At 56.3% G+C, this 25,216-nt stretch carries 24 protein-coding genes and 2 pseudogenes; 15 read left to right on the top strand and 11 right to left on the bottom strand.

Annotated features, from left to right (window positions below):
- Nucleotides 1–34 precede the first annotated feature (34 nt).
- A pseudogene (locus L0H14_RS06765) lies at nucleotides 35–1,419 on the bottom strand (IS3 family transposase).
- A 29-nt stretch (nucleotides 1,420–1,448) separates the two neighbouring features.
- Nucleotides 1,449–2,348, bottom strand: a complete 900-nt coding sequence (locus L0H14_RS06760) for a CynX/NimT family MFS transporter (protein WP_301421535.1) — start codon at nucleotides 2,346–2,348, stop codon at nucleotides 1,449–1,451.
- A gap of 173 nt (nucleotides 2,349–2,521) precedes the next feature.
- Here L0H14_RS06760 and typA point away from each other — a divergent pair, with 173 nt between their 5' ends.
- The 5 genes from typA to L0H14_RS06735 all read left to right on the top strand — a co-directional run bounded on the left by typA (nucleotide 2,522) and on the right by L0H14_RS06735 (nucleotide 7,826).
- Nucleotides 2,522–4,435 (top strand): translational GTPase TypA, encoded by a 1,914-nt coding sequence (gene typA, locus L0H14_RS06755; protein WP_301418487.1) that lies wholly within the window; start codon nucleotides 2,522–2,524, stop codon nucleotides 4,433–4,435.
- Nucleotides 4,392–4,910 carry a hypothetical protein gene (locus L0H14_RS06750; RefSeq protein WP_301418489.1) on the top strand — a complete coding sequence of 173 codons (519 nt, stop codon included), beginning with the start codon at nucleotides 4,392–4,394 and terminating at the stop codon, nucleotides 4,908–4,910. Before typA ends, L0H14_RS06750 begins: the two co-directional genes overlap by 44 nt.
- Nucleotides 4,911–4,948: 38 nt before the next feature.
- Nucleotides 4,949–5,275 (top strand): ferredoxin, encoded by a 327-nt coding sequence (fdxA, locus tag L0H14_RS06745; RefSeq protein WP_022871140.1) that lies wholly within the window; start codon nucleotides 4,949–4,951, stop codon nucleotides 5,273–5,275.
- Entirely contained in the window at nucleotides 5,275–6,408 is a 1,134-nt protein-coding gene (dapC, locus tag L0H14_RS06740) for a succinyldiaminopimelate transaminase (RefSeq protein ID WP_301418492.1), read from the top strand. Before fdxA ends, dapC begins: the two co-directional genes overlap by 1 nt.
- Before the next feature lie 134 nt (nucleotides 6,409–6,542).
- Entirely contained in the window at nucleotides 6,543–7,826 is a 1,284-nt protein-coding gene (locus L0H14_RS06735) for a citrate synthase (protein WP_301418494.1), read from the top strand.
- A gap of 55 nt (nucleotides 7,827–7,881) precedes the next feature.
- Here L0H14_RS06735 and L0H14_RS06730 read toward each other — a convergent pair whose 3' ends face one another.
- Nucleotides 7,882–8,817, bottom strand: a complete 936-nt coding sequence (locus L0H14_RS06730; protein ID WP_301418496.1) for an ABC transporter substrate-binding protein — start codon at nucleotides 8,815–8,817, stop codon at nucleotides 7,882–7,884.
- A gap of 78 nt (nucleotides 8,818–8,895) precedes the next feature.
- Here L0H14_RS06730 and L0H14_RS06725 point away from each other — a divergent pair, with 78 nt between their 5' ends.
- Nucleotides 8,896–9,228: a DivIVA domain-containing protein gene (locus L0H14_RS06725; protein ID WP_301418498.1), complete on the top strand. Its 333-nt coding sequence runs from the start codon at nucleotides 8,896–8,898 to the stop codon at nucleotides 9,226–9,228.
- A 61-nt stretch (nucleotides 9,229–9,289) separates the two neighbouring features.
- On the top strand, nucleotides 9,290–9,463 hold the full coding sequence (locus L0H14_RS06720; RefSeq protein ID WP_301418500.1) for a DUF3117 domain-containing protein: 174 nt from the start codon (nucleotides 9,290–9,292) through the stop codon (nucleotides 9,461–9,463).
- Between the two features lie 15 nt (nucleotides 9,464–9,478).
- Here L0H14_RS06720 and L0H14_RS06715 read toward each other — a convergent pair whose 3' ends face one another.
- A complete protein-coding gene (locus L0H14_RS06715) occupies nucleotides 9,479–10,135 on the bottom strand; it encodes an O-methyltransferase (protein ID WP_301418523.1) in 657 nt (218 codons plus the stop codon).
- Between the two features lie 198 nt (nucleotides 10,136–10,333).
- Between L0H14_RS06715 and L0H14_RS06710 the strand changes: the two genes are divergently transcribed.
- The gene (locus tag L0H14_RS06710) at nucleotides 10,334–11,383 is read left to right on the top strand and encodes an anti-sigma factor (protein WP_301418502.1); all 1,050 of its coding nucleotides are present in this window, start codon (nucleotides 10,334–10,336) and stop codon (nucleotides 11,381–11,383) included.
- A 50-nt stretch (nucleotides 11,384–11,433) separates the two neighbouring features.
- Nucleotides 11,434–12,036 carry a Sec-independent protein translocase TatB gene (locus tag L0H14_RS06705; protein WP_301418504.1) on the top strand — a complete coding sequence of 201 codons (603 nt, stop codon included), beginning with the start codon at nucleotides 11,434–11,436 and terminating at the stop codon, nucleotides 12,034–12,036.
- Nucleotides 12,037–12,047: 11 nt separating this feature from the next.
- Here L0H14_RS06705 and L0H14_RS06700 read toward each other — a convergent pair whose 3' ends face one another.
- Complete coding sequence (locus L0H14_RS06700) at nucleotides 12,048–13,226, bottom strand: Mrp/NBP35 family ATP-binding protein (RefSeq protein WP_301418506.1); 1,179 nt, start codon at nucleotides 13,224–13,226, stop codon at nucleotides 12,048–12,050.
- Between the two features lie 82 nt (nucleotides 13,227–13,308).
- On the opposite strand from L0H14_RS06700, the gene L0H14_RS06695 reads away from it, so the two are divergent.
- The gene (locus L0H14_RS06695) at nucleotides 13,309–14,010 is read left to right on the top strand and encodes a general stress protein (RefSeq protein ID WP_301418508.1); all 702 of its coding nucleotides are present in this window, start codon (nucleotides 13,309–13,311) and stop codon (nucleotides 14,008–14,010) included.
- Here L0H14_RS06695 and L0H14_RS06690 read toward each other — a convergent pair.
- Nucleotides 14,007–15,563, bottom strand: a complete 1,557-nt coding sequence (locus L0H14_RS06690) for an aminopeptidase P family protein (RefSeq protein WP_301418510.1) — start codon at nucleotides 15,561–15,563, stop codon at nucleotides 14,007–14,009. The two genes, L0H14_RS06695 and L0H14_RS06690, sit on opposite strands and share 4 nt — an antisense overlap.
- A 143-nt stretch (nucleotides 15,564–15,706) precedes the next feature.
- Here L0H14_RS06690 and L0H14_RS06685 point away from each other — a divergent pair, with 143 nt between their 5' ends.
- A complete protein-coding gene (locus L0H14_RS06685) occupies nucleotides 15,707–16,564 on the top strand; it encodes a PHP domain-containing protein (protein WP_301418512.1) in 858 nt (285 codons plus the stop codon).
- Here L0H14_RS06685 and L0H14_RS06680 read toward each other — a convergent pair.
- The 5 genes from L0H14_RS06680 to L0H14_RS06660 all read right to left on the bottom strand — a co-directional run bounded on the left by L0H14_RS06680 (nucleotide 16,561) and on the right by L0H14_RS06660 (nucleotide 21,515).
- Nucleotides 16,561–17,412, bottom strand: coding sequence for a site-specific DNA-methyltransferase (locus L0H14_RS06680; protein ID WP_301418514.1), 852 nt, complete (start codon nucleotides 17,410–17,412; stop codon nucleotides 16,561–16,563). The genes L0H14_RS06685 and L0H14_RS06680 overlap by 4 nt on opposite strands.
- 3 nt (nucleotides 17,413–17,415) lie before the next feature.
- Nucleotides 17,416–18,945: a DEAD/DEAH box helicase gene (locus L0H14_RS06675; RefSeq protein WP_301418515.1), complete on the bottom strand. Its 1,530-nt coding sequence runs from the start codon at nucleotides 18,943–18,945 to the stop codon at nucleotides 17,416–17,418.
- 184 nt (nucleotides 18,946–19,129) lie between these two features.
- A complete protein-coding gene (locus L0H14_RS06670; protein WP_301418516.1) occupies nucleotides 19,130–19,354 on the bottom strand; it encodes a DUF3107 domain-containing protein in 225 nt (74 codons plus the stop codon).
- Between the two features lie 96 nt (nucleotides 19,355–19,450).
- Nucleotides 19,451–20,110 (bottom strand): TetR/AcrR family transcriptional regulator, encoded by a 660-nt coding sequence (locus tag L0H14_RS06665; protein ID WP_301418517.1) that lies wholly within the window; start codon nucleotides 20,108–20,110, stop codon nucleotides 19,451–19,453.
- 49 nt (nucleotides 20,111–20,159) lie between these two features.
- A complete protein-coding gene (locus L0H14_RS06660) occupies nucleotides 20,160–21,515 on the bottom strand; it encodes a glutamyl-tRNA reductase (protein WP_336621692.1) in 1,356 nt (451 codons plus the stop codon).
- Nucleotides 21,516–21,646: 131 nt separating this feature from the next.
- Between L0H14_RS06660 and hemE the strand changes: the two genes are divergently transcribed.
- The 4 genes and pseudogenes from hemE to L0H14_RS06640 form a co-directional block, all read left to right on the top strand.
- Nucleotides 21,647–22,774, top strand: coding sequence for a uroporphyrinogen decarboxylase (gene hemE / locus L0H14_RS06655; RefSeq protein ID WP_301418518.1), 1,128 nt, complete (start codon nucleotides 21,647–21,649; stop codon nucleotides 22,772–22,774).
- On the top strand, nucleotides 22,775–24,217 hold the full coding sequence (locus L0H14_RS06650; RefSeq protein WP_301418519.1) for an NAD(P)/FAD-dependent oxidoreductase: 1,443 nt from the start codon (nucleotides 22,775–22,777) through the stop codon (nucleotides 24,215–24,217).
- Between the two features lie 35 nt (nucleotides 24,218–24,252).
- Nucleotides 24,253–24,963, top strand: coding sequence for a hydrogen peroxide-dependent heme synthase (gene hemQ, locus L0H14_RS06645; RefSeq protein WP_301421534.1), 711 nt, complete (start codon nucleotides 24,253–24,255; stop codon nucleotides 24,961–24,963).
- A pseudogene (locus tag L0H14_RS06640) lies at nucleotides 24,963–25,216 on the top strand (hydroxymethylbilane synthase); the annotation flags it as partial. The gene hemQ and the pseudogene L0H14_RS06640, both read left to right, overlap by 1 nt.

The raw sequence follows: 25,216 nt of genomic DNA, 5'->3' as shown, positions 1-25,216 counted from the left end.
CGGAATTTTTCAAGTCAAGCGGTACCAGTGTGAGTTAGGCGGCGGTTTGGCCGGTGGTTTGGGTTGGTTGATTGATCCATGCTGCTTCGGGCAGGGCTAGGATTTTGGGATCGGTGGTCGTGGTGAATCGGTGCGGGTGTGCTGCCCGAGCTGCGGCCAACGTCTGTGAGCGTTGGTCAGCGATGGCCTCGGCGAAGCCGTAGTGCACATTTGCTGGGGTGTGGAAACCAATCCCGGAGTGTTGATGGTCGTGGTTATACCAGTCCACGAATTCGCTGATAAACGCTCGAGCATCGGTCAAGGAAGCGAAGCGTTCCGGGAACACCGGCGCGTATTTCATGGATTTGAACAATGACTCCGAATACGGATTGTCATTACTGACTCGGGGCCTGGAGTGTGATCGTGTCACGTCAAGATCTGAGAGTAATGTGGCGACCGTTTTGGAGGTCATCGAGGTGCCCCGATCAGCGTGCACGACCTGCGGGATACCGTGGATCCCAAAGATCTCTTGCATCATCTCAACGGCTAACACTCCGGATTCGGTGGCGTGGACATGGGCGCCAACGATGTAGCGGGAAAAGATGTCCAGCATCACATAGCAGTCGAAGTATGTGCCCTTCACCGGGCCAGCAAGTTTGGTAATGTCCCACGTCAGCACCTGATTTGGTGCGGTTGCGAGCAGTTCGGGGATGGTTCGGGGTGGATGGGTGGCCAACCGGCGGCGTTCTTTGACCTGCTGGTTGTCAGCCAGCACCCGGTAGAACGTGGATACTGAAGCTAAATAGATGTCTTGATCTAACAGTTTGGTATAGACCTGTAATGGGGCCATATCCACAAACCGTGGGGAGTTCAGCACCTCCAAAATCTGGGCCCGTTCAGCCTGGCTGAGCTTATTGGGCGGCGGGTCCGGGATGTGCTGGCTTGGTGGTGCAGGCTTGCGATACACCGTGGTGCGTGAGACTCCTACCAGGGCTGCGGCCTTGCGGGTGGGCATCTGTAGGTCACGTAACTGGTCGTAGGCGCCCATCATCGCTTCTTGGGTTTGGGATCCTCCGTGGTGTTCTCGGCTAGATTCTCCAAGAGATCGTGTAGTTTTCCCATGACATCAAGGGCCGCCTCGGTCTGTTTCAACCGGCCCTCGCTCACCTCTAACTGACGACGTAACCGTGCGATCTCTGCTTGTTCTTTGGACAGCTTGCCGATCGTTTCGCCAGGTTTTTTGCCGTGTAAGACTCCGGCATCACGTAGTTTGCGCCATTCCGTCATCTGTGAGGAATACAAGCCCTGCTCCCGTAAAAAGGCGCCACCTTGTTGGCGGGTGCAGGCGTCTTCATACTCGGCTAAGAATTCAAGTTTTTGTGCTGGGGTGAACGACCTCCGAGGAGTTGGTCCACCGGCACGAGGTCCAGATCGAGTCATGACTCCATTGTGGCCTACATCGGCGATAACTACATTCGACATTTTCTGGGGATTCCTGGTTCTCGCCCTATATGAACTGGCTGACTTGCTATGAGCTGGTGGTACCGCTCAACCCTGACACATAGGGTGGCGGCGAGCAGTAAACCAGCCTCGGTCGAGCTGATACCGGCATCGCGATAAATCTGTGGCAGCCACCCAAATTGCACGTAGACCTGTGTGGACTGCAGGGCGAAGAAGGCCGTCATGGCCCAGGCCGCGCTGGAACGATACATCCGCTTGGTGGGGATGGCATGTGCAGGGTTCTGTGGGTAGTCGTAGCCGATCCGTCTGGCAATGACCAGCCATAATACCGTAGGGATCAACGCCACGAGCCCCCATGTGGACAGCGCTGCACGCCAACCGGACTCTGCGGTGAATACCGCAGAAAACAACTGCGCCAGGGGTGCCGTTGCTGCTGCACCCAGGGACCCTGCTGCCACCACACACACCGAATAGACTGTCATGAGCTTGACCGTGTGTTGCCGGGCGTGAATCTTAATCCACGCTGGCATCAGCACGTTGGCGACAGCGATGCCGGTGAGTCCGAGGACCGACAGCCCAAGAAACAACCAGGAATTGTCCACCCAGGCGCGCAGCCCGATCCCCAGGGTGAGGGCCGCGGCTGACAAGAGCAACGTGGTCGAAATACCAAACCGCCGGCCGATGCGCACGGCGAATAAGCCCATCACACCGAAAATCAAGCCGGGCAGTGACGTCAAAAACCCCAAGGCGCCACCACCGAAATCCATGCCCTGACCAATTTCAGCCAGCAGTGGACCAACGGAACTGGCGGCGGCACGAAGATTCAGTGCTAACGCGAGAATGGAAAGGAACATCAAGCCCAGTGTGAGTCGCTTAGGCGTTGATGCTTGTGGTGTGTTTTGTGACATAGGCACAGTTCTACATGGAACGTTATGTTTCGTCACGTACAAACGTGCGAGGCTGAACTTCTTGCAAGAGCCCCGCTGTGCTTTACACTAGTACCGTGGTCGTCACGTACACACCCTAGGTATCTTCGGCCCATGCAAACCCTTCATTTTCTACCTTCAAACGAGGTATGCCCATGACCAATCAGACCACCACACGCGAAGATCTCCGGAATGTTGCCATCGTCGCCCACGTTGACCACGGCAAAACCACCCTGGTCAACGCCATGTTGACCCAGACCGGTGCATTCGGCGACCACAAAGATGTTGGCGACCGTGTGATGGACTCTGGTGAGCTGGAAAAAGAAAAGGGCATCACGATTCTGGCTAAGAACACCACCGTGTTCTACTCGGGACCTGCCTCCAACGGCGAAGAGGTCACAATCAACGTGATCGATACTCCGGGGCACGCCGACTTCGGTGGCGAAGTTGAACGTGGACTCTCCATGGTTGACGGTGTCGTCTTGCTGGTCGACTCTTCCGAAGGCCCACTGCCACAAACTCGCTTTGTGCTGCGAAAAGCTCTCGAAGCCAAAAAGCCGGTCATTCTCGTCGTCAACAAGGTGGACCGCCCAAATGCTCGCATCGACGGCGTCGTGTCTGACTCGATGGATCTGCTGTTGGGGCTGGCTGAGGATGTCTCCGAAGACGTACCAGACCTGGACCTGGATGCCGTCCTGAATGTGCCCGTGGTCTACGCGTCAGGTAAAGCCGGCGTTGCTTCCACCGAGCAGCCAGCCGACGGCGAGCTACCAGAAAGCCAAGACCTAGAACCACTGTTCGCCACGATTATGGAGCACATTCCTGCACCGACCTACACCGCGGGCGAAGTGTTGCAGGCTCATGTGACTAACCTGGACTACTCGTCCTTCCTGGGACGTTTGGCACTGTTGCGCGTCCGCAACGGTACCTTGAACAGAAACCAGACGGTTGCCTGGTCTTCCGAAAACGGCATCAAGAATGTTAAAATTACCGAGCTGCTGGAAACCAAGGGCCTGGAACGCGTACCCGCAGAATCCGCCCGCCCCGGCGAAATCGTAGCCGTAGCCGGTATCGAAGAAATCATGATTGGCGATACGCTCACCGATCCCAATGATCCGAAACCACTGCCGCAGATTACCATCGATGAACCGTCGATCTCGATGACGGTTGGCATCAACACTTCACCACTTGCCGGCAAGGTCAAGGGTGCCAAGGTGACAGCGCGTCAGGTGAAAGATCGTCTGGAACGTGAACTTATCGGCAACGTCTCGCTGAAAGTTTTGCCAACCGACCGACCAGACACCTGGCAGGTTCAAGGACGTGGTGAACTGGCACTTGCGATCCTGGTAGAGCAGATGCGCCGCGAAGGTTTCGAACTCACCATTGGCAAACCACAGGTTGTGACCAAAGAAATCGACGGAGTTCTCCACGAACCAATGGAAATTATGACCATTGATCTGCCTGAAGAACACCTGGGTGCCATCACGCAGCTGATGGCCGGGCGCAAGGGCGTCATGGAAAACATGGTCAACAACGGCACCGGATGGGTTCGCATGGACTTCAAAGTTCCAGCACGTGGACTCATCGGCTTCCGTACACGCTTCTTGACCGAGACCCGTGGTGCCGGTATTGCATCGTCTTATGCAGGTGGCTACGCGCCATGGGCAGGCCACATTGTGTACCGTTCCAGCGGTTCGATCATTGCTGACCGCTCGGGTGTTGCCACTCCGTATTCGATGATCAACCTCCAAGAACGTGCCGAATTCTTCGTTCAGCCGGGTGCTGAAGTCTACGAAGGCATGGTGCTGGGCGAAAACTCACGCAACGAAGACATGGACGTCAATGTCGTACGCGAAAAGAAACAGACCAACGTGCGTGCTGCCTCCTCAGACAACTTCGAGGGCCTCACCCCACCGCGGGTGCTAACTCTGGAAGAATCGCTTGAGTGGGTACGCGACGATGAATGTGTAGAAGTAACTCCGGAAGCAATCCGGATTCGTAAGGTTGTGCTGGATGCCAATGCCCGTGTCAAACTCGCTCGAGCCCGAGCCCGAGCAGAAGCCCAGTAGATTCTCGGGACGCCTCGGTGTCGGGTGGATTCTGGGCACCGTGGCCGTAGGCGTCGTGACCGGTGCCGTTGGCACCGTTATGCATCTGAACTCCTTGTGGACCGGTAGCTTCGGTATTCCCTGGGGCGTGGCACTGGCCCTACTTGTTGCGGGTTTGGGGCAGTGGTGGACAGGGTTGATGACCGCCAATATGCTGGCCACAGGCCTCACCGGTATCACCCAGTACGCCACACTTGCGGCGATGACCGGGTTGCTACCGGGCGAGCATTTCAGTGTGCCCATGAATACCCAAACCTGGGAATTCGTGCCGCACTTGGTGATCGCAACCCTGATGTGGCATGCCGGCATCATCGTGCTGACCATGCTCACAGTCATTCTAGTCAGCAGACAAGTACGTCGCACCCGCGAGCAGCCAACGGATGATGACTACTACTTGGGCCTACACTCGAGTGCCGCTGCGTGGGATAACCGCTAGACTGTCGGAACAACAAAGTGTGAAGGAGCAGCACCCAAATGACCTACGTGATCGCCTTGCCGTGTGTCGACCTGAAGGACAAGTCATGTATTGACGAGTGCCCGGTCGACTGTATTTATGAAGGCGAACGCATGCTGTACATCCACCCGGATGAATGCGTTGACTGCGGGGCATGTGAACCGGTCTGCCCGGTTGAAGCCATCTACTACGAGGATGACACCCCAGAAGAATGGGCCGACTACTACGACGCTAACGTTGAATTCTTCGACGACATTGGTTCACCCGGTGGCGCCGCCAAGCTCGGACTCATTGAAAAAGACCACCCATTAGTGGCCGCCTTGCCGTTCCAGGAACAGAACGTCTAATGCTAGATCTGCCCCAGTACCCGTGGCGGCTCCTTGCCCCCTATAAACAGTCGGCAAGTGAGCACCGCGACGGGCTGGTCGATCTGTCCATCGGTGCTCCAGTCGATCCCACGCCGCGCGTGATCCAGTCCGCTCTGCAATCAGCGGCTAACTGGCCGGGATACCCGGGGTCTTCCGGTACCGATCAACTGCGTGAAGCCATCGCCGAATGGTATGACCGGCGGCGAAAAGTTCCTGGGCTAACCAAAGACCACGTTGCCGCCACCGTGGGGTCTAAGGAATTCATTGCTTGGCTTCCGGTCCTGCTGGGCCTGGGCCCCGACGACGTCATAGTTTACCCAACAGTGGCTTACCCCACCTACGACATCGGCGCCAAAATCGTTGGTGCCACTTCGGTAACAGCGGATTCGCTCACTGAACTCGATGAAACAACCCGTGCCAAGGTCAAATTGGTGTGGGTAAATTCTCCAGGCAACCCCACCGGCATCGTCCAAGACACTCAAGTGTTGGCCAATATTGTGCAAGACGCACGAGCCATCGGCGCGGTCGTAGCCTCCGACGAATGCTACGCGGAACTTGGCTGGGGCACCTGGGAAGATAAGAGCATCCCGTCGATCCTGCATCCGCAGGTTGCCGGGGGAGACTTCCGCGGATTGCTCTCCGTGTATTCGTTGTCCAAGCAATCGAATATGGCCGGTTACCGGGCGGCCTTCGTTGCGGGGGACGAGCAACTCATCGCAGCCCTGATCAACCTCCGCTCTCATACCGGCATGGTGGTTCCCGGACCAATCCAGCACGCCATGATCGCAGCACTGTCTGACGAGGACCACGTGATCGAACAAAAGAGCCGCTATCGCAAGCGTCGTGAACAGCTCATGGCAGCCATTGAACTGACCGGCCTCACTGTGGAACATTCCGAAGCGGGCCTGTACCTGTGGGTCCGAGACCCGCGCATCACCGAACCTGCCGCCGAAGATTCCTGGGCGCTCGTGTCGAGATTCGCCGAAGCCGGCATCCTGGTCGGACCGGGCGTGTTCTACTCTGCAGCAGGCAACGGTTACATCCGCGCATCCATTACTGCAACGGATGAAGCGATCGACCAAGCTGTGACTCGGCTGAATGCAGGGATATAGATTACAACGCTTGGCCATAATGTACTAAGCGTCACCAAAGTTGATAAATTTGTACGGCAGAGACATAACCAATAGTGCCACCGAACCTGTGGCCGAAGTGCACAGATCACACTGCACAGACAAGAGGGAAAACCATGACTGAAAAACACGACGGCAAGTTGACTGTAGGCGACATCAACATAGATCTTCCACGTGTTGAGGCAGCGGTCGGTAACGACGGTCTCAGCATTGGTTCAGTTCTGCGTGACACTCAGGCGGTCACCTACGACCCAGGTTTCATGAACACTGCAAACGCACAGTCCGCCATCACCTACATCGACGGTGATGCCGGCATTCTACGTTACCGCGGTTACCCCATCGAAGACCTCGCCAAGAACTCGTCATTCTTGGAAGTCGCCTACTTGCTCATCTACGGTGAGCTGCCTACGGCCGATGAGCTGTCCAACTGGGACGACAACATCCGTGAGCACACCATGCTGCACGAAGACATCAAAGATTTCTTCAACGGTTTCCCACGCAACGCTCACCCAATGGCCGTATTGTCGTCAGCAGTCTCCGCACTGTCCACGTTCTACGCAGATTCACTGGATCCATTTGACGAAGAGCAGGTCCACATCTCGACCATTCGTCTGATGTCCAAGGTGCCGGTCCTGGCCGCCTACGCGTTTAAAAAATCCATCGGTCACCCGTTCCTGTACCCGGATAATTCCCTGAACCTGACCGAAAACTTCCTGCGTCTCACCTTCGGTGTGCCAACCGAAGCGTATGAACTAGACCAGGACGTTGTCGATGCACTCGACATGCTGCTCATCTTGCACGCCGACCACGAACAGAACTGCTCGACTTCCACGGTCCGTCTGGTCGGTTCATCACACGCCAACATCTTCGGGTCAATCTCTGCCGGTATTAACGCCCTGTTCGGGCCACTGCACGGTGGCGCCAACGAGGCCGTATTGAACATGCTGGACCAGATCAAAGACGAGGGTCTGTCTCCAGAAGAATTCATGGACAAAGTCAAAGACAAAGAATCAGGCATTCGTCTGATGGGCTTTGGCCACCGGGTTTACAAAAACTATGACCCACGCGCCCGTATCGTTAAATCCACCGCCGAGAAGATTCTCAACAAACTCGGTGCCGGTGACGAACGCCTAGAAATCGCGATGCGTCTGGAAGAAAAAGCACTCAACGACGATTACTTCGTGGAACGCAAACTGTACCCGAACGTCGATTTCTACACCGGACTCATTTACAGCGCAATGGGCTTCCCACCTCGGATGTTCACCCCACTGTTTGCCATCGGTCGCCTACCAGGTTGGATCGCACAGTACCGTGAAATGATCGAAGACAAAGCAACTCGCATCGGACGTCCACGCCAGGTCTACGTTGGCCAGGACCTCCGCCGCCATCCAGGCGTTTAGTCGATAGTGACACATAAACCCCGCACCGTGTGGTGTGGGGTTTTGTCGTTAAGCTTTAGTCACTGCAGTGCCGGGTCGTGACGTCATCTGCTTCGATGAGTCCAGGCACGTAGTCGAGCGTCTCATCCCACTGACTAAAGAGCTCTCGGACCACACCGTCTGAAATGAGCTGCTTCAGAGCGGCTGCAGTAGCTTCGCACTGCTCCGGGGTTGTCCCCATCCAGTATCCCCCGGATGTCTGGAGTTGTTCCGGAATATCTTCGTCACCGTCAGCGGCCAAATCACTCCACAGCAACATCTCATAGGCCTCAGGAGTAGATGAGCTTTCGAGCAAACCGGCTAACTGCACGTCGTCTGCGGCAATCGCGTCATAGCGGCCAGAGCGCATCCCCGTCTCGCAAGCGCTGACTGTTTGTTGCTTCGTGTGCTCATCCGCGGGAATCTGTGCACCATCGGCCAAAGAACCAGCTACTACACACACTGCAGCATCTTCAAGGTCGTCCAGGGAACCCACGGCCCCGTGAGCAATGTAGTCCTGGCTACTTTCGTTTTCTGGGCTGGTACCGGATCGAACCAGCAGCCCCGCCTCGACACTGATGTAGGGGCCGACCCACGCGATATCGTCCTCGAGGTTTACGGCAGTGATTTGGCCGATCACTAAGTCGAGTTCACCGGTTTCCAACTGGTCGGCAACCTGTGAATTTTCGGCGGGGACCCAGCTGACTTCTTCGGAGTCACTGATAACGTCCATTTGCTTGCTGAGGTCCACTACTAGATCGACCTCGACACCAGAGACGTTCGCAGGGTCGATCCCGGAGATAAGCCCGGGCGCGGCAAGCGATATTCCGATATTTGTCAGCTGCTGATTCTCTGCGGCAGAGTCATCTGGTTCGTCCTCGGCATTATTGCAACCGGTCAACATCAGGGCAGCGCTCAGCGCGGTTGCAATGATGGGTGGAGCTTGAAAATTCTGCAGTCGTTTTTTAGCCACGATCAGACACTAGCCGAAATTGCGGCGTGTTTATGGGTTTCACAAGCGCGATAAGCGACTTCGTGAGACAATAGAGCTATGGGCAATGCAATATTATTGATTGAAATTCTGGTACTGGGCGTACTTGTCATCGGATTTTTAGCAATGATTATGACTCGCGGGGATCGAGGCATGATTGAACCTCTTGCCGAACCCCTGCCGTCATTGCCTCCTGTAGTCCTGCCTGAAGCACACGAGATTGCTGCCCAAGATATCAGTGACATTCGATTCGCTGTTGGACTTCGCGGTTACCGAACCGATCAGGTCGATCAGGTGCTAGAACGCCTTACCGTCGCAGTGCAAGATCGCGATCAACAGATTTCAGAGCTGCAGCAGATGGTTAACCACCAGCAGCATCAATCCACCGAATAATCTCGGTGTTGTTTCTAAACCGCTTGCGTCACGGTTATGACGCACCATGAAAGGAACTGTAATGGCTGCTATGAAGCCCCGTACCGGTGAAGGCCCAATGGAAGTAGTTCGTCAACAACGCAAACTCGTGATGCGTATTCCCACCGACGGTGGGGGACGACTTGTTGTTGAGCTCAATGACGAAGAAGCTCAAGAACTCAAAGCTGCCCTATCAGGCGTTGTTTCAACCAGCTAAGACACACTGAAAATGCTAGTGCTTCGTAGCTAGCAGTAGCCCGGTACCGGTTGGAATCAACGTTGAAGTGCGCCATGTCTTGGTATTATCGCGCAGCTCATTGCCAACGTCCCGTAACATCACGGTCGACGCCTCACGTACCGCAGGCTTTGGCACACGATCCTGATCCAAGGCGTCATGGATGATAATCATGCCACCGGAGCGGAGTAAACGCGCTGCTTCGGTGACATGGTATTCCAAGAGCAACGGGTCGGCATCAATGAACACTAAATCGTAGGCACGGGCAGACAATTTCGGCAGGACAGTTCGGCCCCGACCAGCAATGAGTCGGGTCGTAGAACTTGGATATCCCTCCGTGCCAAAAACTTCACGTGCTGCTCGTTGCGCTTCTGCATCCGGGTCGAGTGTCGTCAAAACGGCACCTTCTGGGGCGCCTCGCATGAGTGCCAGGCCCGAAACCCCAGCCCCGGTTCCAAGTTCGACCATGGTTTGTGGCCGCGCGGCCGATGACAACAATGTCAGTAATGAGACTGTGCCTTCAGAAATGGGCGTGATGCCAAGCTCCGCCGACCGGTCGCGCGCCATCAACAACACGTCGTCCTCAATCGGACGCGCTTCAGCAAAAGCCCAGCTTGCATGTTTGCCGGTCTGTTGGGGGCTCAGCGCCTTCATAAACTGTCTACTCCCGTGGGTCGTGGTCATCTGCACCTAGTCTGCACACTTCATTGTAGAGGTAGCGGCCGCCTATATCTGCTTCATGAGAAACAACCACCAATATTTCAGAATATTCTCAGGATCATTTGTGACAATGAAATAACAACAGTTTTGAAATGAATCATTGAATCGACGATGGAAGCAAGGATATGTTGAATGAGTAGAAGTTCTCCCAGCTTCTCTTTTCATCCACGCTCCAAGTTCGACGCGTTTTTAGAAGGTCAGCTGTCGGCGTCCGCAGACAAACGAATGCGCGCACACTTGGCAGTGTGCACCAGTTGCGCTGAGGAAGTTGAACAGCGGTCGTCCGCACTTTTCGTTACCCAGCAACTTGATCGGATTTCGAGTGAAGACCAGACGGCCGCTCTGTCTCGAAGCGCGCATCTTGCGCCAGCAGAGCCTGCAGTCATGGAATCGTCCGGTGTCTCAGGGTGGAAGTTCGTCGCCGGCGCAAGCCTCGTCGGACTAGTTGTAGTGGGGCTAGTCGTGGGCTTATGGGTCCTCGGCGGAAACAAAACGTCCAGCGATGCCGCCAATTCCGATGCCCCCGCTCTGATACCCGAAGAGGTCGAAGTTGTTCAGGCTGATCCGCAGGAACTCATCCGGCCTACCCCCAGTGATGATTCGACGGAAGTCCCAGAAGATTTTAATGCGCCAAATGCGGAGCTGTCGTATAACAGTGCTCCGCTAGGTATAGATGGAACTCCTGTCCAGCTGAATTCAGTCAGCGAGCTGCGTTCGGCCGGCTGGACTATTCCACAATTTCAAGCTCTCGGGATGAGCTTTGAATCTGCGGTCGTGGATGAACAGGGCCAGCAAATCAACGTCGTGTCATTGTTTAATGGTTCGTCCGTCAACGCAGAAGACCAAACCGTCGTTCGCGAGTGCCGGGTGGAACACGAAGACGGTACTGTGTCAGCCTGCAGTGCACTCGACTTCACCGACTCTGCGGCCATTGAAGTATCATTGCCAGTGGCTGAAGATGTTTGGTTATACACCTATCCGGACGGCTCCTGGACGGCTTACATGGCCACCAACAAATCACAGTATCGGGTGGACTCCACCTCGGATTCTGACTACGCTGCCGGTGTCATGTCTACGCTGTATGTCGAAGAAAAATCGCGATTAAGCAGCGGCAGCTCCGACATGCGCGAGGGTGTCAGCCAACGCTTTGAACGCGGCGTCGATCGACTCCTGGGCCGATAACCCAGCCTGAAACGCCTGACAATATCTCTTTCGGGTAAGCTATAGCCAGTATGAACATCTTCGGTATTAATGGTGGCGAGCTCATTGTCCTAGTCGTGCTCGCTCTGATGCTGTTGGGCCCTGAAAAGATCCCGCAATACCTGCGTACCCTTCGCGAATGGATCCATAAAGCACGCGTGTTTGCCGAAGGTGCTAAAGACCAATTCAAAGAAGAAACTGGCACAGATTTCGATGAGGTTGACTGGCAGAAATATGATCCCCGCCAGTACGATCCACGACGCGTAATTCGTGAAGCGCTCTCAGAACCCATCGAAGAACTTGAAGCATCCATGAAGGATGTTAAAAGTACCGTTCAAGATGCTGCAGATACCGTTACCAATGAACCCGTAGCACGCCCGGCACTCTCGCAGGCGGAAATCATGGCCGCTGCGGTACCCATCGATCAGTTGGAACAACAGTCACAGTTTCCTGATCCCAGACAGCCAAAATCTGGTGCAGACGCGGCGTTAAGCGAACCGCGACTAGCGGATCAACCAATGTTAGAAAATCCGGCGGACCAGGCTGCAGCCGAAGAAGCCGTGGAGGATAGCACATTTGCGGAACCTGAAATGCCAGTAGCTTTAGGCACACCATTCGACGCAGAGGCTACCTAAGACTGCTTGGCCTAGAATTTTGTATGTCGAGCAGTGACAGGTAGTTTTCGACCGGATAACCCGCGTGGTGTGCTTGCTAGTCTCGCCACAATGTCGCCTAAGGCCTGCCCCGCACCAGACTCCGGGGAAATCACGATAGTGGGCGTGCCCGTTTCACTATCTGCGCGCAATACCGGATCTAAGGGGATGGACCCCAGCAGTGGAACATCTTGGTCTAATACATGGGATAGTCGGTCACTGACCGCTTGCCCGCCACCGGATCCAAACACCTCAATGAATGTGCCATCCGGTAACTGCATCGGTCCCATATTCTCAATAACACCAGAAACAGGCTGCTCTGTCTGCGTCGACAGCTGACCTGCACGAGCCGCCACCTGAGCCGCGGTGTGTTCCGGAGTCGTGATGACTAAGAGCTCGGCGTTGGGCAGCAGTTGGGCTGTAGAAATAGCAATATCGCCGGTCCCGGGTGGGAGGTCGATTAGCAACACATCCAAATCGCCCCAGTACACATCGGTCACAAACTGTTCTAGTGCTCTGTGCAGCATAGGGCCACGCCAGGCCACGGGCTGATCGGTGTCCAAGAACATGCCGATGGACATAACCTTTACCCCGTAGGCCAGCGGTGGCATGATCAAGTCTTCAACTTTGGTGGGTTTGGTCGTAATACCAAGCAACCCGGGAATAGAGAAACCGTGAATATCGGCGTCAATGAGCCCTACAGAGAGTCCGTGGGCGGCGAGTCCCACCGCGAGGTTTGCCGTGATCGTAGATTTGCCAACGCCGCCCTTGCCGGATGCAACAGCAAAAATTTTGGTGAGCGACTCCTTGCCGAATGGATTTCGTGGGCGGTTCGCGGTGAGGTTTTCCTGCAGAGCGACGCGTTGTTCCGGCGTCATCGACGTTAGCCGCACGCTGACTTCACCAGCGGTGACACGAGCGAGTGCGGTCGCCACGTCGTTGTGAATCGTGTCTTGCATGGGGCAGCCGGCGATAGTCAGCCGAATGACCACTGTGATGTCTCTGTTTTCGTTGAATTCGACCGCCGAAACCATGCCCAGGCTGGTGATGGGTTGCCGGATTTCTGGGTCAATAACCGTGGTGAGTGCGCGCCAGGCCGCAATCTGTTCCTCGGATTCCGGTTTAACGTCGGGGGCGAGGAGACCCGCGGGGTGTAGCTCGGTGGGGTTCATAGTCGGTCAGTATTCTCCTTGCTCACAGCTCAAAGTGCGCGGGGTGGTGGAAAGTCTGGGCCACAGGGTAGAAAATGGAGCTATGAGTATGATTGGTCCTGGAGCACAAATTGGGTCGCCACTGCCGCAAGGACAGCTGGTCGGCAACTATCCTTCCTACGATGCAGCAATGGTTGCGATCGATAAGGCGGTGGATGCCGGTGTTGATCCGCGGTTTCTATCTATCGTAGGACGTGATTTACGTTCGGTCTATCGATTGCGTCACCGGCCAAGCTACGCTGCTGTCGCAGGTCGTGGCGCGCTGCAAGGTGCATTCTTTGGTTTGTTCATCGGCTTGCTGATCAGCATGATGTCAGGTGGTCAGGGTATGGCTATGACGTTGGGATCTACCGTGGTCATGGGCGCCGTGATTTGGGTGCTCTTCGGGGTGATCGGTGAAGTCTTGCGTCGCAAGCAACTCAAATACGCTATGATCCCGTCGATGTCCGCGGTCAGCTATGACATCGTGGTCGACAACGCTGTTGCCGGCGAAGTGACCTCGGCGTTAGGGTCCCAACCCAAGGGGCCGACAACAACGCCCTCGCCTGCTGCACAACCGCCGGCACCGGGGCCTGCAGAGCAAAGCCAAGAGCCAGCCGAGCCTGAAGACACCGAATCCTCACGAGGAATCCCAGACCTACCAGACGGTCGACCACAGTTTGGCGTACGGGTCGATGAATCTGTGGACCAGGAAACGGGTGAGGATCCGGAGCGCTCAGAGCAAGACTCCTCAGAGCAACGCTAGGATTTCCACAAATCCGCCATCCATGACTCAATATCTTGCACCGTGCGTGGCAGATGTGCCGATAGCGACTCTGCTCCGTCTTCGGTCACCAAAATGTCGTCTTCAATACGGACACCAATGCCGCGGTATTCGGCTGGAATCGCAAGGTCTTCGTTTTTGAAGTAGAGACCAGGTTCGATGGTGAACACCATGCCGGGACGCAGGGGCGCATCGAGGTACATTTCCCGGCGAGCCTGAGCACAGTCGTGAACATCCAGACCTAAGTGGTGGGATGTGCCGTGTGGCATCCACCGGCGATGTTGTTGGCCCTGGGCAGACAGCGCTTCATCCACCGACACTGGCAGAATGCCCCAATCGGATAAATGGTGGGCCAACACCTCCATAGCAGTCAGGTGAATGTCGCGGAATAGGACGCCGGGTTTTGCAGCAACCAGTGCTGCATCTGCAGCTTCTAGAACGGCGTTATAAACCTTCGCTTGAATCTCAGTGAAGGTCCCATTGACCGGTAGCGTCCGCGTAATATCAGCGGTATAGAGTGAATCGGCTTCAACCCCGGCATCGACCAGCACCAGATCACCCTCGTTGACCTGACCGGTGTTACGGATCCAATGCAAGACGGTGGCGTTATTTCCCGCTGCCGCAATCGTGTCGTAGCCCAGATCGTTGCCCTCGAGGCGGGCACGAGCAAAGAACGCTGTTTCAATGACGCGTTCACCACGGTCATGCTCGATGGCCTGAGGGATGGCGCGTACGATGTCTTCGAAGCCGCGAATAGTCGACTCTACAGAGCCGCGCATTTCGGCGATCTCGTGCTCATCCTTAATGAGACGTAGCTCTGACAAAAATTCAGCCAATTCGTTATCCAGCGCATCCGAGGCCTCTAGGTCCACACCGGTATTAATACGTGAGGTATCGACCAGCGCATCCATGTTTTGGTCGGTTTCTCTGACCAGCCGAATACGCGTGCCACCGATTTCGACAACGCCGGCATCAACGGTCACAGCGTATTCCAGGTCGGTGAGATCCTTGGTGGGGAGACCTGTGCGCTGATTGAGTTCTTGCAGTGTGGGGACCGGGCCAACCCAAAATTCACCGGTTTTGGTGTTGGAATAAAACTCTTCGGAATCACGACCGGCTAGCGGTCGGAAAAATAGTGTTCCTTTGTGGTTACTGCCGTCATCGCCGGATCCTTCGGGTACAGGTTGCATCACGAGTACGGCCTCCGGTTCGTGATCAACCCCAAGCCCCGTCAGATGAGCAAAGGCCGAATGCGGTCGGAAACGGTAGTCGGTGTCATTTGAGCGCACTTTTGGTGCACCAGCGGGAATCACCAGTCGATCGGTGGGGAACTGGCGTGATAGGGCCGCGCGGCGTTGTGCCGCGTACGAAGCAGCCGCATCGGGCTGATAGTCGATGGCTTCGGATTCTTGCCATTGTGATCCCATGAACGCTTTGAACGCGTCCGAGGAGGGACGGTGGGACCTATTTTCGACACGGTCTTCTAATGGTTGTTCGTGGGCAGGGTCGTGTGAAGCGTCAGAGGGTTGAGTCATAACAATATCTTCCCACGATTGATTCGGGAGTCTATGAGCAAACACCAAATTCGCGACAAGCTTCTTGGCAACGGTGTCATCCCCAGGATACTGAGCAGAGCGAGTATCCCCGAAACTCAGACCGCCTAGTAGACTGGCAAATTATGGCTTTCGACATGCACACTCATTCGCGTTTTTCGGATGGCACGACCTCTGCGGCGGAGGTCGTTGAGTCAGCTGCACAGGCTGGTCTCTTGGGCGTAGCACTGACAGATCATGACACCACGGCCGGGTGGGATCCCGCCGAAGCAGCCGCAGCGGAACACGGTATTGCCCTGATACGCGGCATGGAATTGTCCACCGTTTCAGAGGACGGCATAGCGGTTCACGTGCTGTCGTATTTGCATGATCCCACCAACATTGAATTACTTGCCGAAGTCGCGAAGTCACGCAACGCCAGATATACGCGAGCGAAACGTATGGCGGAACTGTTGTCGCAGGATTATCCGATCACCTGGGATCTTGTGAAACAACAGACCACCGTCGAGGCCACGATAGGGCGGCCGCACCTGGCTGATGCCCTCGTTAAGGTTGGCGCGGTACCGAACAGATCAGCTGCCTTCGACTCGATTTTACGCGGCGGATCAAAATACTATGTGCCGCATTATGCACCAGATCCGGTCTTGGGAGTTGAGCTTATCCGTGCCGCCGGGGGAGTGCCAGTCTTTGCTCACCCGGCAGCCAAGGTTCGTGGCAGGGCGGTGTCAGAACAAGTGTTTCATGACATGCTTGCTGCCGGTTTAGCGGGCGTGGAAATTGATCACCGTGATAATAGTGGCAGCGGCAAAGCCTGGTTGCGGCAGTTCGCTGAAGAGCACAATCTGTTGGTGACCGGGTCTTCGGACTACCACGGAGCGGGTAAACCGAATCAACTCGGTGAGAACACCACGCCGCGCCACGTCGTGGAAGCCATTGAAGCCCAAGCAACCTCGGATTTCAAGGTGCTCTGGAACGGTAACTAGGCTCTGATTACTTCCGCGTCTGGCAGTCGCTTGGTCATCACATCGATGGCCTGTGGGTTCTGATCTACCAGAACAAAATTTCTGTCGAGCTGTGTGGCAGCAGCCCCCAGCGTGCCGGAACCGGCAAAGAAATCAAACACCCAGTCTCCTGGGCGCGATGACGCCGCCACCATGCGCCGGACTAAGCCGACCGGTTTCTGGGTCGGATAGCCGGTCTTTTCTTTGCCAGTGGGCGAGACGATAGTATGCCACCACACATCGGTGGGTAGTTTACCGCGTTCGCGTTTTTCCTTGGTCACTAACCCCGGAGCCATATAGGGTTCGCGATCGACTTCGTTTGAGTCGAACCAGTATTTTTTTGGATCTTTCACATACACCAGGATGGTGTCGTGCTTGGCCGGCCAACGACTGCGGGAACGGCCACCGTAGTCGTATGCCCAGATAATCTCGTTCAGGAAGTGCTCGCGGCCAAAGATCATGTCCAGCATGACTTTGGCGTAGTGCACTTCGCGATAATCCAAGTGCAAATAGAGGGTCCCGTCCTCGGCGAGGAGGCGCCAGGCGTGTTCGAGCCGCGGCTCTAAAAAGTCCCAGTAGTTCGTGAACGCATCGTCATAAGAGGCCAGCGCGCCGCGCAGGGTCTCATATGAGTGGCCGCCAAAACCCACCCGATCGCCTTCACCGTGAGCCACTCGAACCGTCTTGATAGAAGTCCGCTCTTGTGTGCGTCCGGTGTTGAATGGTGGATCAACATAAATCATGGTGACCGATTCATCCGGTATCGACGCTAAAAATTCGAGGTTGTCGGCCTGGATAATCTTGTTTGCACCCGAGAATATCGTGGACATCGGTTAGTTCGTCGATTCACCTTTGTCGTTGCGGCTGACAACCTCGCCGTTGCGACGACGGGTTCGGTTACGTCGACGACGCGGTTGCTGCTTCGACTGCGGTTGATCGTCACCCTGCTTCTCGGCTGCTGGTTTGCCCGAGCGAGTACGCTGACGGCCTTGGCCGCCTCCGCGGCCACCACGATTACCGCCACCTTTACCAGAGCGTTGACGGCCGCGTGAGGAGTCCTTACGACCGCGCTTATCTGGTCCACCGAGTTCTTCTTCATGCTCGGAGTCCAGACCTTCGCGGGTGCGCTGAGCTTTCGGCAAGCGACCTTTGGTGCCTTCTGGGATGTCCAAGTCTTCATACAGGTGCGGCGAAGCAGAATAGGTTTCGACTGGCTCCACCTGTTCGATTTCGAGTGCTTGAGCGATCAGTTTCCAACGTGGCATGTCTTCCCAGTCCACGAGGGTGACAGCGATGCCGGTCAATCCTGCACGACCGGTACGGCCAACGCGGTGGAGGTAGGTTTTTTCGTCGTCGGGAGCTTGGAAGTTGAATACGTGAGTCACGGCTTCAACATCGATACCACGTGCTGCCACGTCGGTGGCGACGAGTACGTCAATCTTGCCGTTTCTAAACGCACGCAGCGCTTGTTCGCGAGCACCTTGTCCTAGGTCGCCGTGGAGGGCGCCTGCTGCGAACCCGCGACGTTCGAGTTCTTCGGCAACGCGTGCCGCGGTGCGCTTGGTGCGCGTGAAGATAATCGTCAGACCGCGACCACGAGCTTGTAGCGCGCGGGCCAACAGTTCGTCTTTATCCATGTGGTGGGCACGGTATACCAGCTGCCGGATATCACGTTTTACCAGCGAATCATCTTCGGGGTCAGACGCAGAGATGTGGGTCGGCTGGACCATGTAGCGTCGAGCCATATTGATGACGGCACCCGGCATGGTCGCCGAGAACAGCATGGTCTGGCGTTTTTCAGGCAGGGCCTGCAAGAGGGTTTCGACGTCTGGCAAAAAGCCGAGATCCAACATCTCATCGGCTTCATCCAAGACGATCGTTTTGACCTGGTTCAGATTCAGGTACCGCTGCTTCATCAAGTCGATGAGACGGCCCGGAGTACCAACGATGACGTCGACGCCGCGTTGAAGCTCTGCGATCTGTGGTTCATATGCCCGGCCACCATAGATGGAGCCGATACGGACCGACGTTTTCTTGGCGGCATTTTCTAGGTCTTTGGAGACTTGGACTGCTAGTTCACGTGTTGGCGCCACAATGAGCGCCTGTGGTGCACCCGGTGTCGCCAACTGATCGTAGCCTTCATCATCTGGACCGATTGCGTGCTGGAGCACGGGCAGTCCGAATCCCAGTGTTTTTCCGGTACCGGTTTTCGCCTGTCCGATGATGTCCTGGCCATCAAGTGCGATAGGCAGGGTCATGGACTGGATGGGAAACGGCTGCTCAATACCTTGATCGGACAGTGCCCCAACGATGTTGGGGCTCAGTTGAAAATCTGCAAACGTTTCTTGGGGAGTATTTGTCACTATCGAGTAATTCCTTAAAGATCGAAGTTCGGCACGAGAGTTGTGCCTACGGAGCCGATCGTGGATAAGTCAAAAGTAACAGATACGCATTCACGTACGACCGGTCATCCGGAGTGTAAGTCAGGGGATCCAAACATGTGGACCAGCATCCAAGCCTACCTTGTTAAAACAGGGTGCGTGGCGGTTAGCCAGCTACGAAGCCAACGCGGCGTGCACTCGCATCGCCAATTTCGACATAACCGAGCACACCTGCTGGCACAATAACGGTGCCGCCCTTGTTGTCAGTCAGTTCGAGGTTGGCGCTGTCGTTGACCGCGGCGCGGACCTTTTCGGTGACGTCGTCTTTGGACATTTCGGTTTCAAAGGCGATTTCACGAGCGACATTCTGGATGCCAATACGTATTTCCACGGTTCTAGTCCTCCTAGAAAAACATTGAGTGGTAGCTTCAGTTCCACCACTCAGCTTAGATGAGATTGTTGGGTGATTGGTTGAGGGATGTCATCACTACGCTGACGGATTATTGGAAAGGTCGAATCCGATAGCGCCGTGAGCAACGAAGCGGAAAGTATTTGCTACCGCAGTTTCAAGTGGAAGGTCTTCCTGGTGTGACTGGTCATTGGCATAGTGCTCAGCCCAGCGGATGGCCATGTAGATGACTGCCGACGCGATGCCCCCGGCCACAAATTGGGAACTGGTTGAACTCAAGATGGAGTTGTCGAGCAGATAGGGAGAAATGAAGTCCACGAGTTCGTCGAGAAATTGGTTCTTGCGCTGTTCAAGTTCTGCCGGGTTGTCCATGGTCGTATCCAGGATCAATTTGTAGAGGCCACGTGGGTCCGCCGTAAATTCAAAGACACCGTAGACCGCCTGATACACCCGCTGTTCATCGGCGTCCTCGGCTTCGAGATCCACGGCCTCCATACGGGAGGTGACGGCATCTCGTAGCGCGTCTAATTCGACGTCTATGAGCGTGAAATACAGGTCGCGTTTATTATGGAAATGCTGATATAACACGGGTTTGGAGACCGAAGCATGCAGTGCAACTTCTTCCATGGTGGTCTGGGCGTAACCGTGCTGAGCAAAGATATCTAAGGCGACATCGATGAGTTGGGCGCGACGTTGTTCCCTGGTCATGCGAGTTGCTGATTTTCCGCTCTTTGGCATGCAGCACTCCATTCGGGATTGGCCAGTTTACGGTGCCGTATGTGGCGGGTTATGCGGTCCGTTGACGAACAGATGTGGCGTCAAATTCGTCGACAACAGATTTGAGCCGACCGTTCTTGCGCTGGTTTGAGGATTCGTCGACGTTGATGCCAAAGACGGTCTCAAGCGCCGCTTCGTATTCTTCGAGTGTTCCGTTGGCAGCGGCTTGACGTGCCCGGACAGTCGGTTCGTGAAGCATTTGGCGCACCATGCGACGCATGGACAGCTGAACTTCCTCCGCCGCGGCGGTACACCCGTGCCGATCGCGGACACGTTGCATCTCCTCTTCGAGGGCGGCCATGGTGTGACTCCGCAGGGTCACGATGGCATCGGTGGCGTTGCGTTCACGCTTGGCAGTCAAATACTCATCGACGGCAGAGTCTACGAGCTGCTGTGCCTGAGTGATGGACGCTTGTTGCTCAGACGGCGCTGCCATCTTTACAGATTCCAGGGTGATCAGGTCTACTGCGGGTAAATCGCCAATGGCCGGGTCAAAGTCATGGGTCAGGGCAAGATCCAGTACGGTCAGACGATCGTGTGTACCTTCGCGAAGCTCTGCCAGCTGGTTTGCGCTGACGGTGCGTTCACCACCGGAAACACCGATGAGCACATCTGCCTCGGCAAAGGCGCCTTCAACATCGGCGCCGCCAAGTGCCATGGCCCATCCGCCACGGTCCGCTACGAATTCTTCTGCGCGGCCTGATGAGGAATGCACCGCAACGTTTCTAGCACCGCGAGCTTCCAGCTGTGCCAATGTGGTGCCGGCATAGGCGCCGGTGCCAACCATCAGGATATTGGCGTCTTCCCAGAAGCGGCGGGCTCCCACAATTGAGGTGCCGGCGCGCAGTTCGGTCGCCAGCTCCAAGGCGACTGAAACAATCGAGCGGCCGGTCGAGCCCAGTGCTGTTCGAGCGCCAATATCTTTGGCAGTGCGACTGGCGGATTCAAAAAGTTTTGTTAGAGAACCGGTGCTGTGCCCGGCTTCACGTGCATCGGCCAGGGCACGACGCACCTGGCCGGCAATTTCGCGTTCGCCGACGACGGCTGATTTGAGGCCGGAGCTAACTTCGAAAAGGTGCCGTACGGCCACATCGTTGCGGTGCAGACGGAAGGCGGCGGCCACGTCGTCATACGAGAGGTCTGCGCTGTGTGCAATGGCGTGAAGAATCTCATCGGCTGCTTGTTCAACATCGACATGACCGGCCTCGGCATAGAGTTCCAGTCGGTTACACGTCGACAGGGATACGACACCTGACACCGTGTCGGACGAGAGCGTTTCTGAGACCTCTGAAGCGCCGCTAGCAAGTTGCGCCACCGTCTCGAGGTCTAACCAGGTGTGCGCAGCGACTAATGAAAACATCACCACAATGCGTCCTATCGTACGGAATTTGATGACCGGATCAAAATGCCCTCGCGGGTTTCGCTGTTGGAGGTATAGAGGGACTATCCAGGAAACGTGCAGCAATCGATGAGTAGATGCTGGAATAATGGGCAGACATGAACCAAGAGTTTTCTCCGGCACTGCCGGCCAATCACCCGCTCAGAACTCAAGACCCGGCACTGTCTACTGCCCAGTCAGACCTCATCAAAGGTTATCGGGGCGAGGTGCCAGATCGTCGACCAGTTTGGTTTATGCGCCAAGCCGGACGCTCACTGCCCGAATATCGCAAGCTGCGCGAAGGCACCACCATGTTGGATTCGTGCTTGATTCCCGAAATGGCGTCGGAGATCACGTTGCAACCGGTGCGTCGTCACGACGTTGACGCCGCGATTTTCTTCTCGGACATTGTCATTCCGCTGAAACTTGCCGGCGTGGGGGTGGAAATTCAACCCGGTGTTGGTCCGGTGTTGGATGCGCCAATTCGCACGCCAGAAGACATCGCTAAACTTCCTGAGCTCACCGATGAAATGTTCGAGCCCATTACTGAGGCAGTAAAACTCACGGTGGCTGAACTCGGATCGCGTCCGCTCATTGGTTTCGCCGGTGCGCCCTATACCGTTGCCGCGTACATGGTAGAAGGACGGCCGTCCCGGGATCATCTTGGGCCTCGCACCATGATGTACAACGATCCAGAATCCTGGGATCGCTTAATGTCCTGGACCGCCGAAGCTTCCGGACGGTTCCTGCGCGCACAGATCATGGCCGGTGCCTCTGCGGCACAACTCTTTGATTCGTGGGCAGGCTCATTGTCCCGCACAAACTACCTAGAAAAGGTGATGCCGTATTCACAGCAAGCCTTGGAGCACATCGAGGACTTGATCGGTGACGACGGCGTACCACTGGTTCACTTTGGTACCGGAACCGGCGAGATCCTGGATTTGATGCGTGACACCGGTGCATCGGTTGTCGGAGTGGACTACCGACTGCGGTTGGATGAAGCGAACCGTCGCCTGGGCAATACGCCAGGCCCCGATGGTCGTAGCAACGTGGTGCTGCAGGGCAACATCGACCCGGCCCTATTGGACGCCGACTGGGACGTCTTAGAAGCCCACGTTCGCGAAGTCATCGCCCAGGGTGCTCAAGCCCCGGGCCACGTGTTGAACTTAGGCCACGGCGTGCCACCCACCACGGACCCAACGGTGCTGACCCGCCTGGTCGAGCTCATCCACTCCATCGACTACTAAATGAGTCACGTTGTCGTTGTAGGTGCCGGAATGGCCGGCCTGATCGCTGGATACGCTGCGATCAAGGCCGGCCACTCGGTGACCGTTGTAGAAGCGACCAGCCAACCCGGTGGCGCGGTGCAATCACAGGTTTTGGAGACCTCCGAAGGCCTGATTGGTATTGATGCCGGTGCAGAAGCCTACGCCTCTCGCTCTGCCGTGATGGACGAACTCCTTGAAGACCTCGGACTCGCTGACGAAATCGTGACCCCACATCCGGCTGAGTCCTGGTTGTACCTGCCCGATGTTGGTGCTGTGCCCGCACCAAGATTGGGTATGTGGGGCATCCCGGGGGACCCACAGGCCAAAGAAGTTGTCGCAGCTCTGGGCACAGAAGCTGCTGCTAGGGCGGCCCAAGACCTCGAGACGCCGATGGACGCCTGGGCGAAGCGTCGCGCCGCCGGTGAGCCCATTACCGTCGGTGACCTGGTGGCCGACCGCTTTGGTCCCGTCGTGGTTGAACGACTCGTGGCACCGGTGGTTTCCGGTGTCCACTCGGCCGATCCCTATGACGTCGATATCGACAAGATTGCCCCCGGACTCGTCGACAAAGCCATTGAGCACGGTTCGGTAGCCAAAGCCATTGCGACACTGCGCGCTGCAGCGCCACCCGGTGCCGCCGTCAAGTCACTGCGCGGAGGTATGCAAGAATTTGCCACAGCTTTAGTCGCCTACGTGCAGGCGCACGGTCAACTCCATTTTGACACCAAAGCCGTGGCATTGGATATCGACTCCGGCACCGTATTCACCGAAACGGGGCAGCTCTTCCATGGAGACCACGTCGTTCTAGCCGTAGCTGCCCCAACCGCACATGACCTGATCTCCACTGTCACACCGGTGGCACAGCGCCCAGTATTGCCGCAACGTCCAGAATTTGGTGCAGGCGTCGCGCTCGTGATGATGGCGGTCGATCTTGAAGCGCTGGATGCACACCCGCGAGGTACCGGCATTCTGGTGTCGCCGAACGTTGTCGACGTCGCCGCCAAAGCCGCCACTCACGTCACCGCCAAATGGGAATGGGCACGCGCAAGCGCCACGAAGCTGAATAAGCACCGGCACGTTGTGCGCCTGAGCTACGGCAGGGTCACCGACCCGTCTGATGGTTCGGCACCCGGCTATGACACCAGCGACGAAGACCTCAGGGAGTTGGCGTACAACGACCTGGCGAAACTCTTTGACGTTCCTAAACAACAAGTCTTAGAGAACGTGGCCGCGATCGCCTCGGTTCGTTGGCGCGAAGCCATGCCGCTGACCACACCTCAGAACGCCCAACGTCTCGCCGCGATCCAAGACGCCGTCGAGGCTATCGACGGGCTACACGCCACCGGAGCCTGGTTTGCTGGGACCGGGCTCGCGGCCATAGCCCAACACGCTTTAGCATTAAGATTTAATCCACTACAGTAATTTCTACAACCTGTAGAAAAACGCAAGGAGCATCAGTGACTGAATCAACCAATGTCGTGCAAGGCGAAGAGTCCGCAACGAGCTGGTTTACCACCTACACGGTGTTTGCTCGCAAGGACGACGCTGCCGCGAAATCCGACGCCGACACCACCCGAGATAGTCAAGAATTTGCCACTCTGGTAGAAACACTGCAGGCCAACGGCGTCACCGTACGCGGCCTCTACGACGTCTCCGGCATGCGCGCCGAAGCCGACATCATGGTGTGGATGTGGTCCAAATCTCCAGAAGCGCTGCAGGAAGCCATCCGCCAGATACGCCGTGCTGGCCTGTTCTCAACCACCACCGTGGCATTCACCGCGATGGGTGCCGACCGCATGGCAGAGTTCAACCCGGAGCACGTCCCAGCCTTTACCGAAGGTCGCAAACCACGCAAATGGCTGTGCTTCTACCCGTTTGTCCGCTCCTACGACTGGTACACCCTGGATCCCGAAGAGCGCGCCCGTCTACTGCGTGGGCACGGACAGCTGGGTCAAGATTTCCCTGACGTGAGGGCCAACACCGTCTCGGCCTTTGGTCTCAATGACTGGGAATGGCTGCTGGGCTTAGAGTCGCCACGCCTCGATCTGTTGGTCGACATGATGCGCTCGCTGCGCAATAACGAAACCCGCCACTACGTGCGCGAAGAAGTACCGTTTTACACCGGTCGATACATCGAAATCGACGAAGTTGCAGGAGTGTTGGCCTAATGGCCTACCGAATTGGAACCCGTGGTTCTGCACTAGCCACCACCCAAACCCAATGGGCGGCCGATGCGATGTCGAATGATAACGCCGCTTTCGAGCAGGTGATCATCACGACCAAAGGTGATGTCACCACCGGATCGCTGGCTAACTTGGGTGGCACCGGGGTCTTTGCCACGGCACTGCGCCAAGCAGTGATCAATCGTGAAGTCGATATGGCGGTTCACTCGCTCAAAGACCTCCCGGCGAAACAGCCACC

The organism is Yaniella sp., assembly GCF_030453185.1.
In the GTDB taxonomy this organism is placed as follows: domain Bacteria; phylum Actinomycetota; class Actinomycetes; order Actinomycetales; family Micrococcaceae; genus Yaniella.
This window is presented reverse-complemented; position numbering and strand designations above follow the sequence as displayed.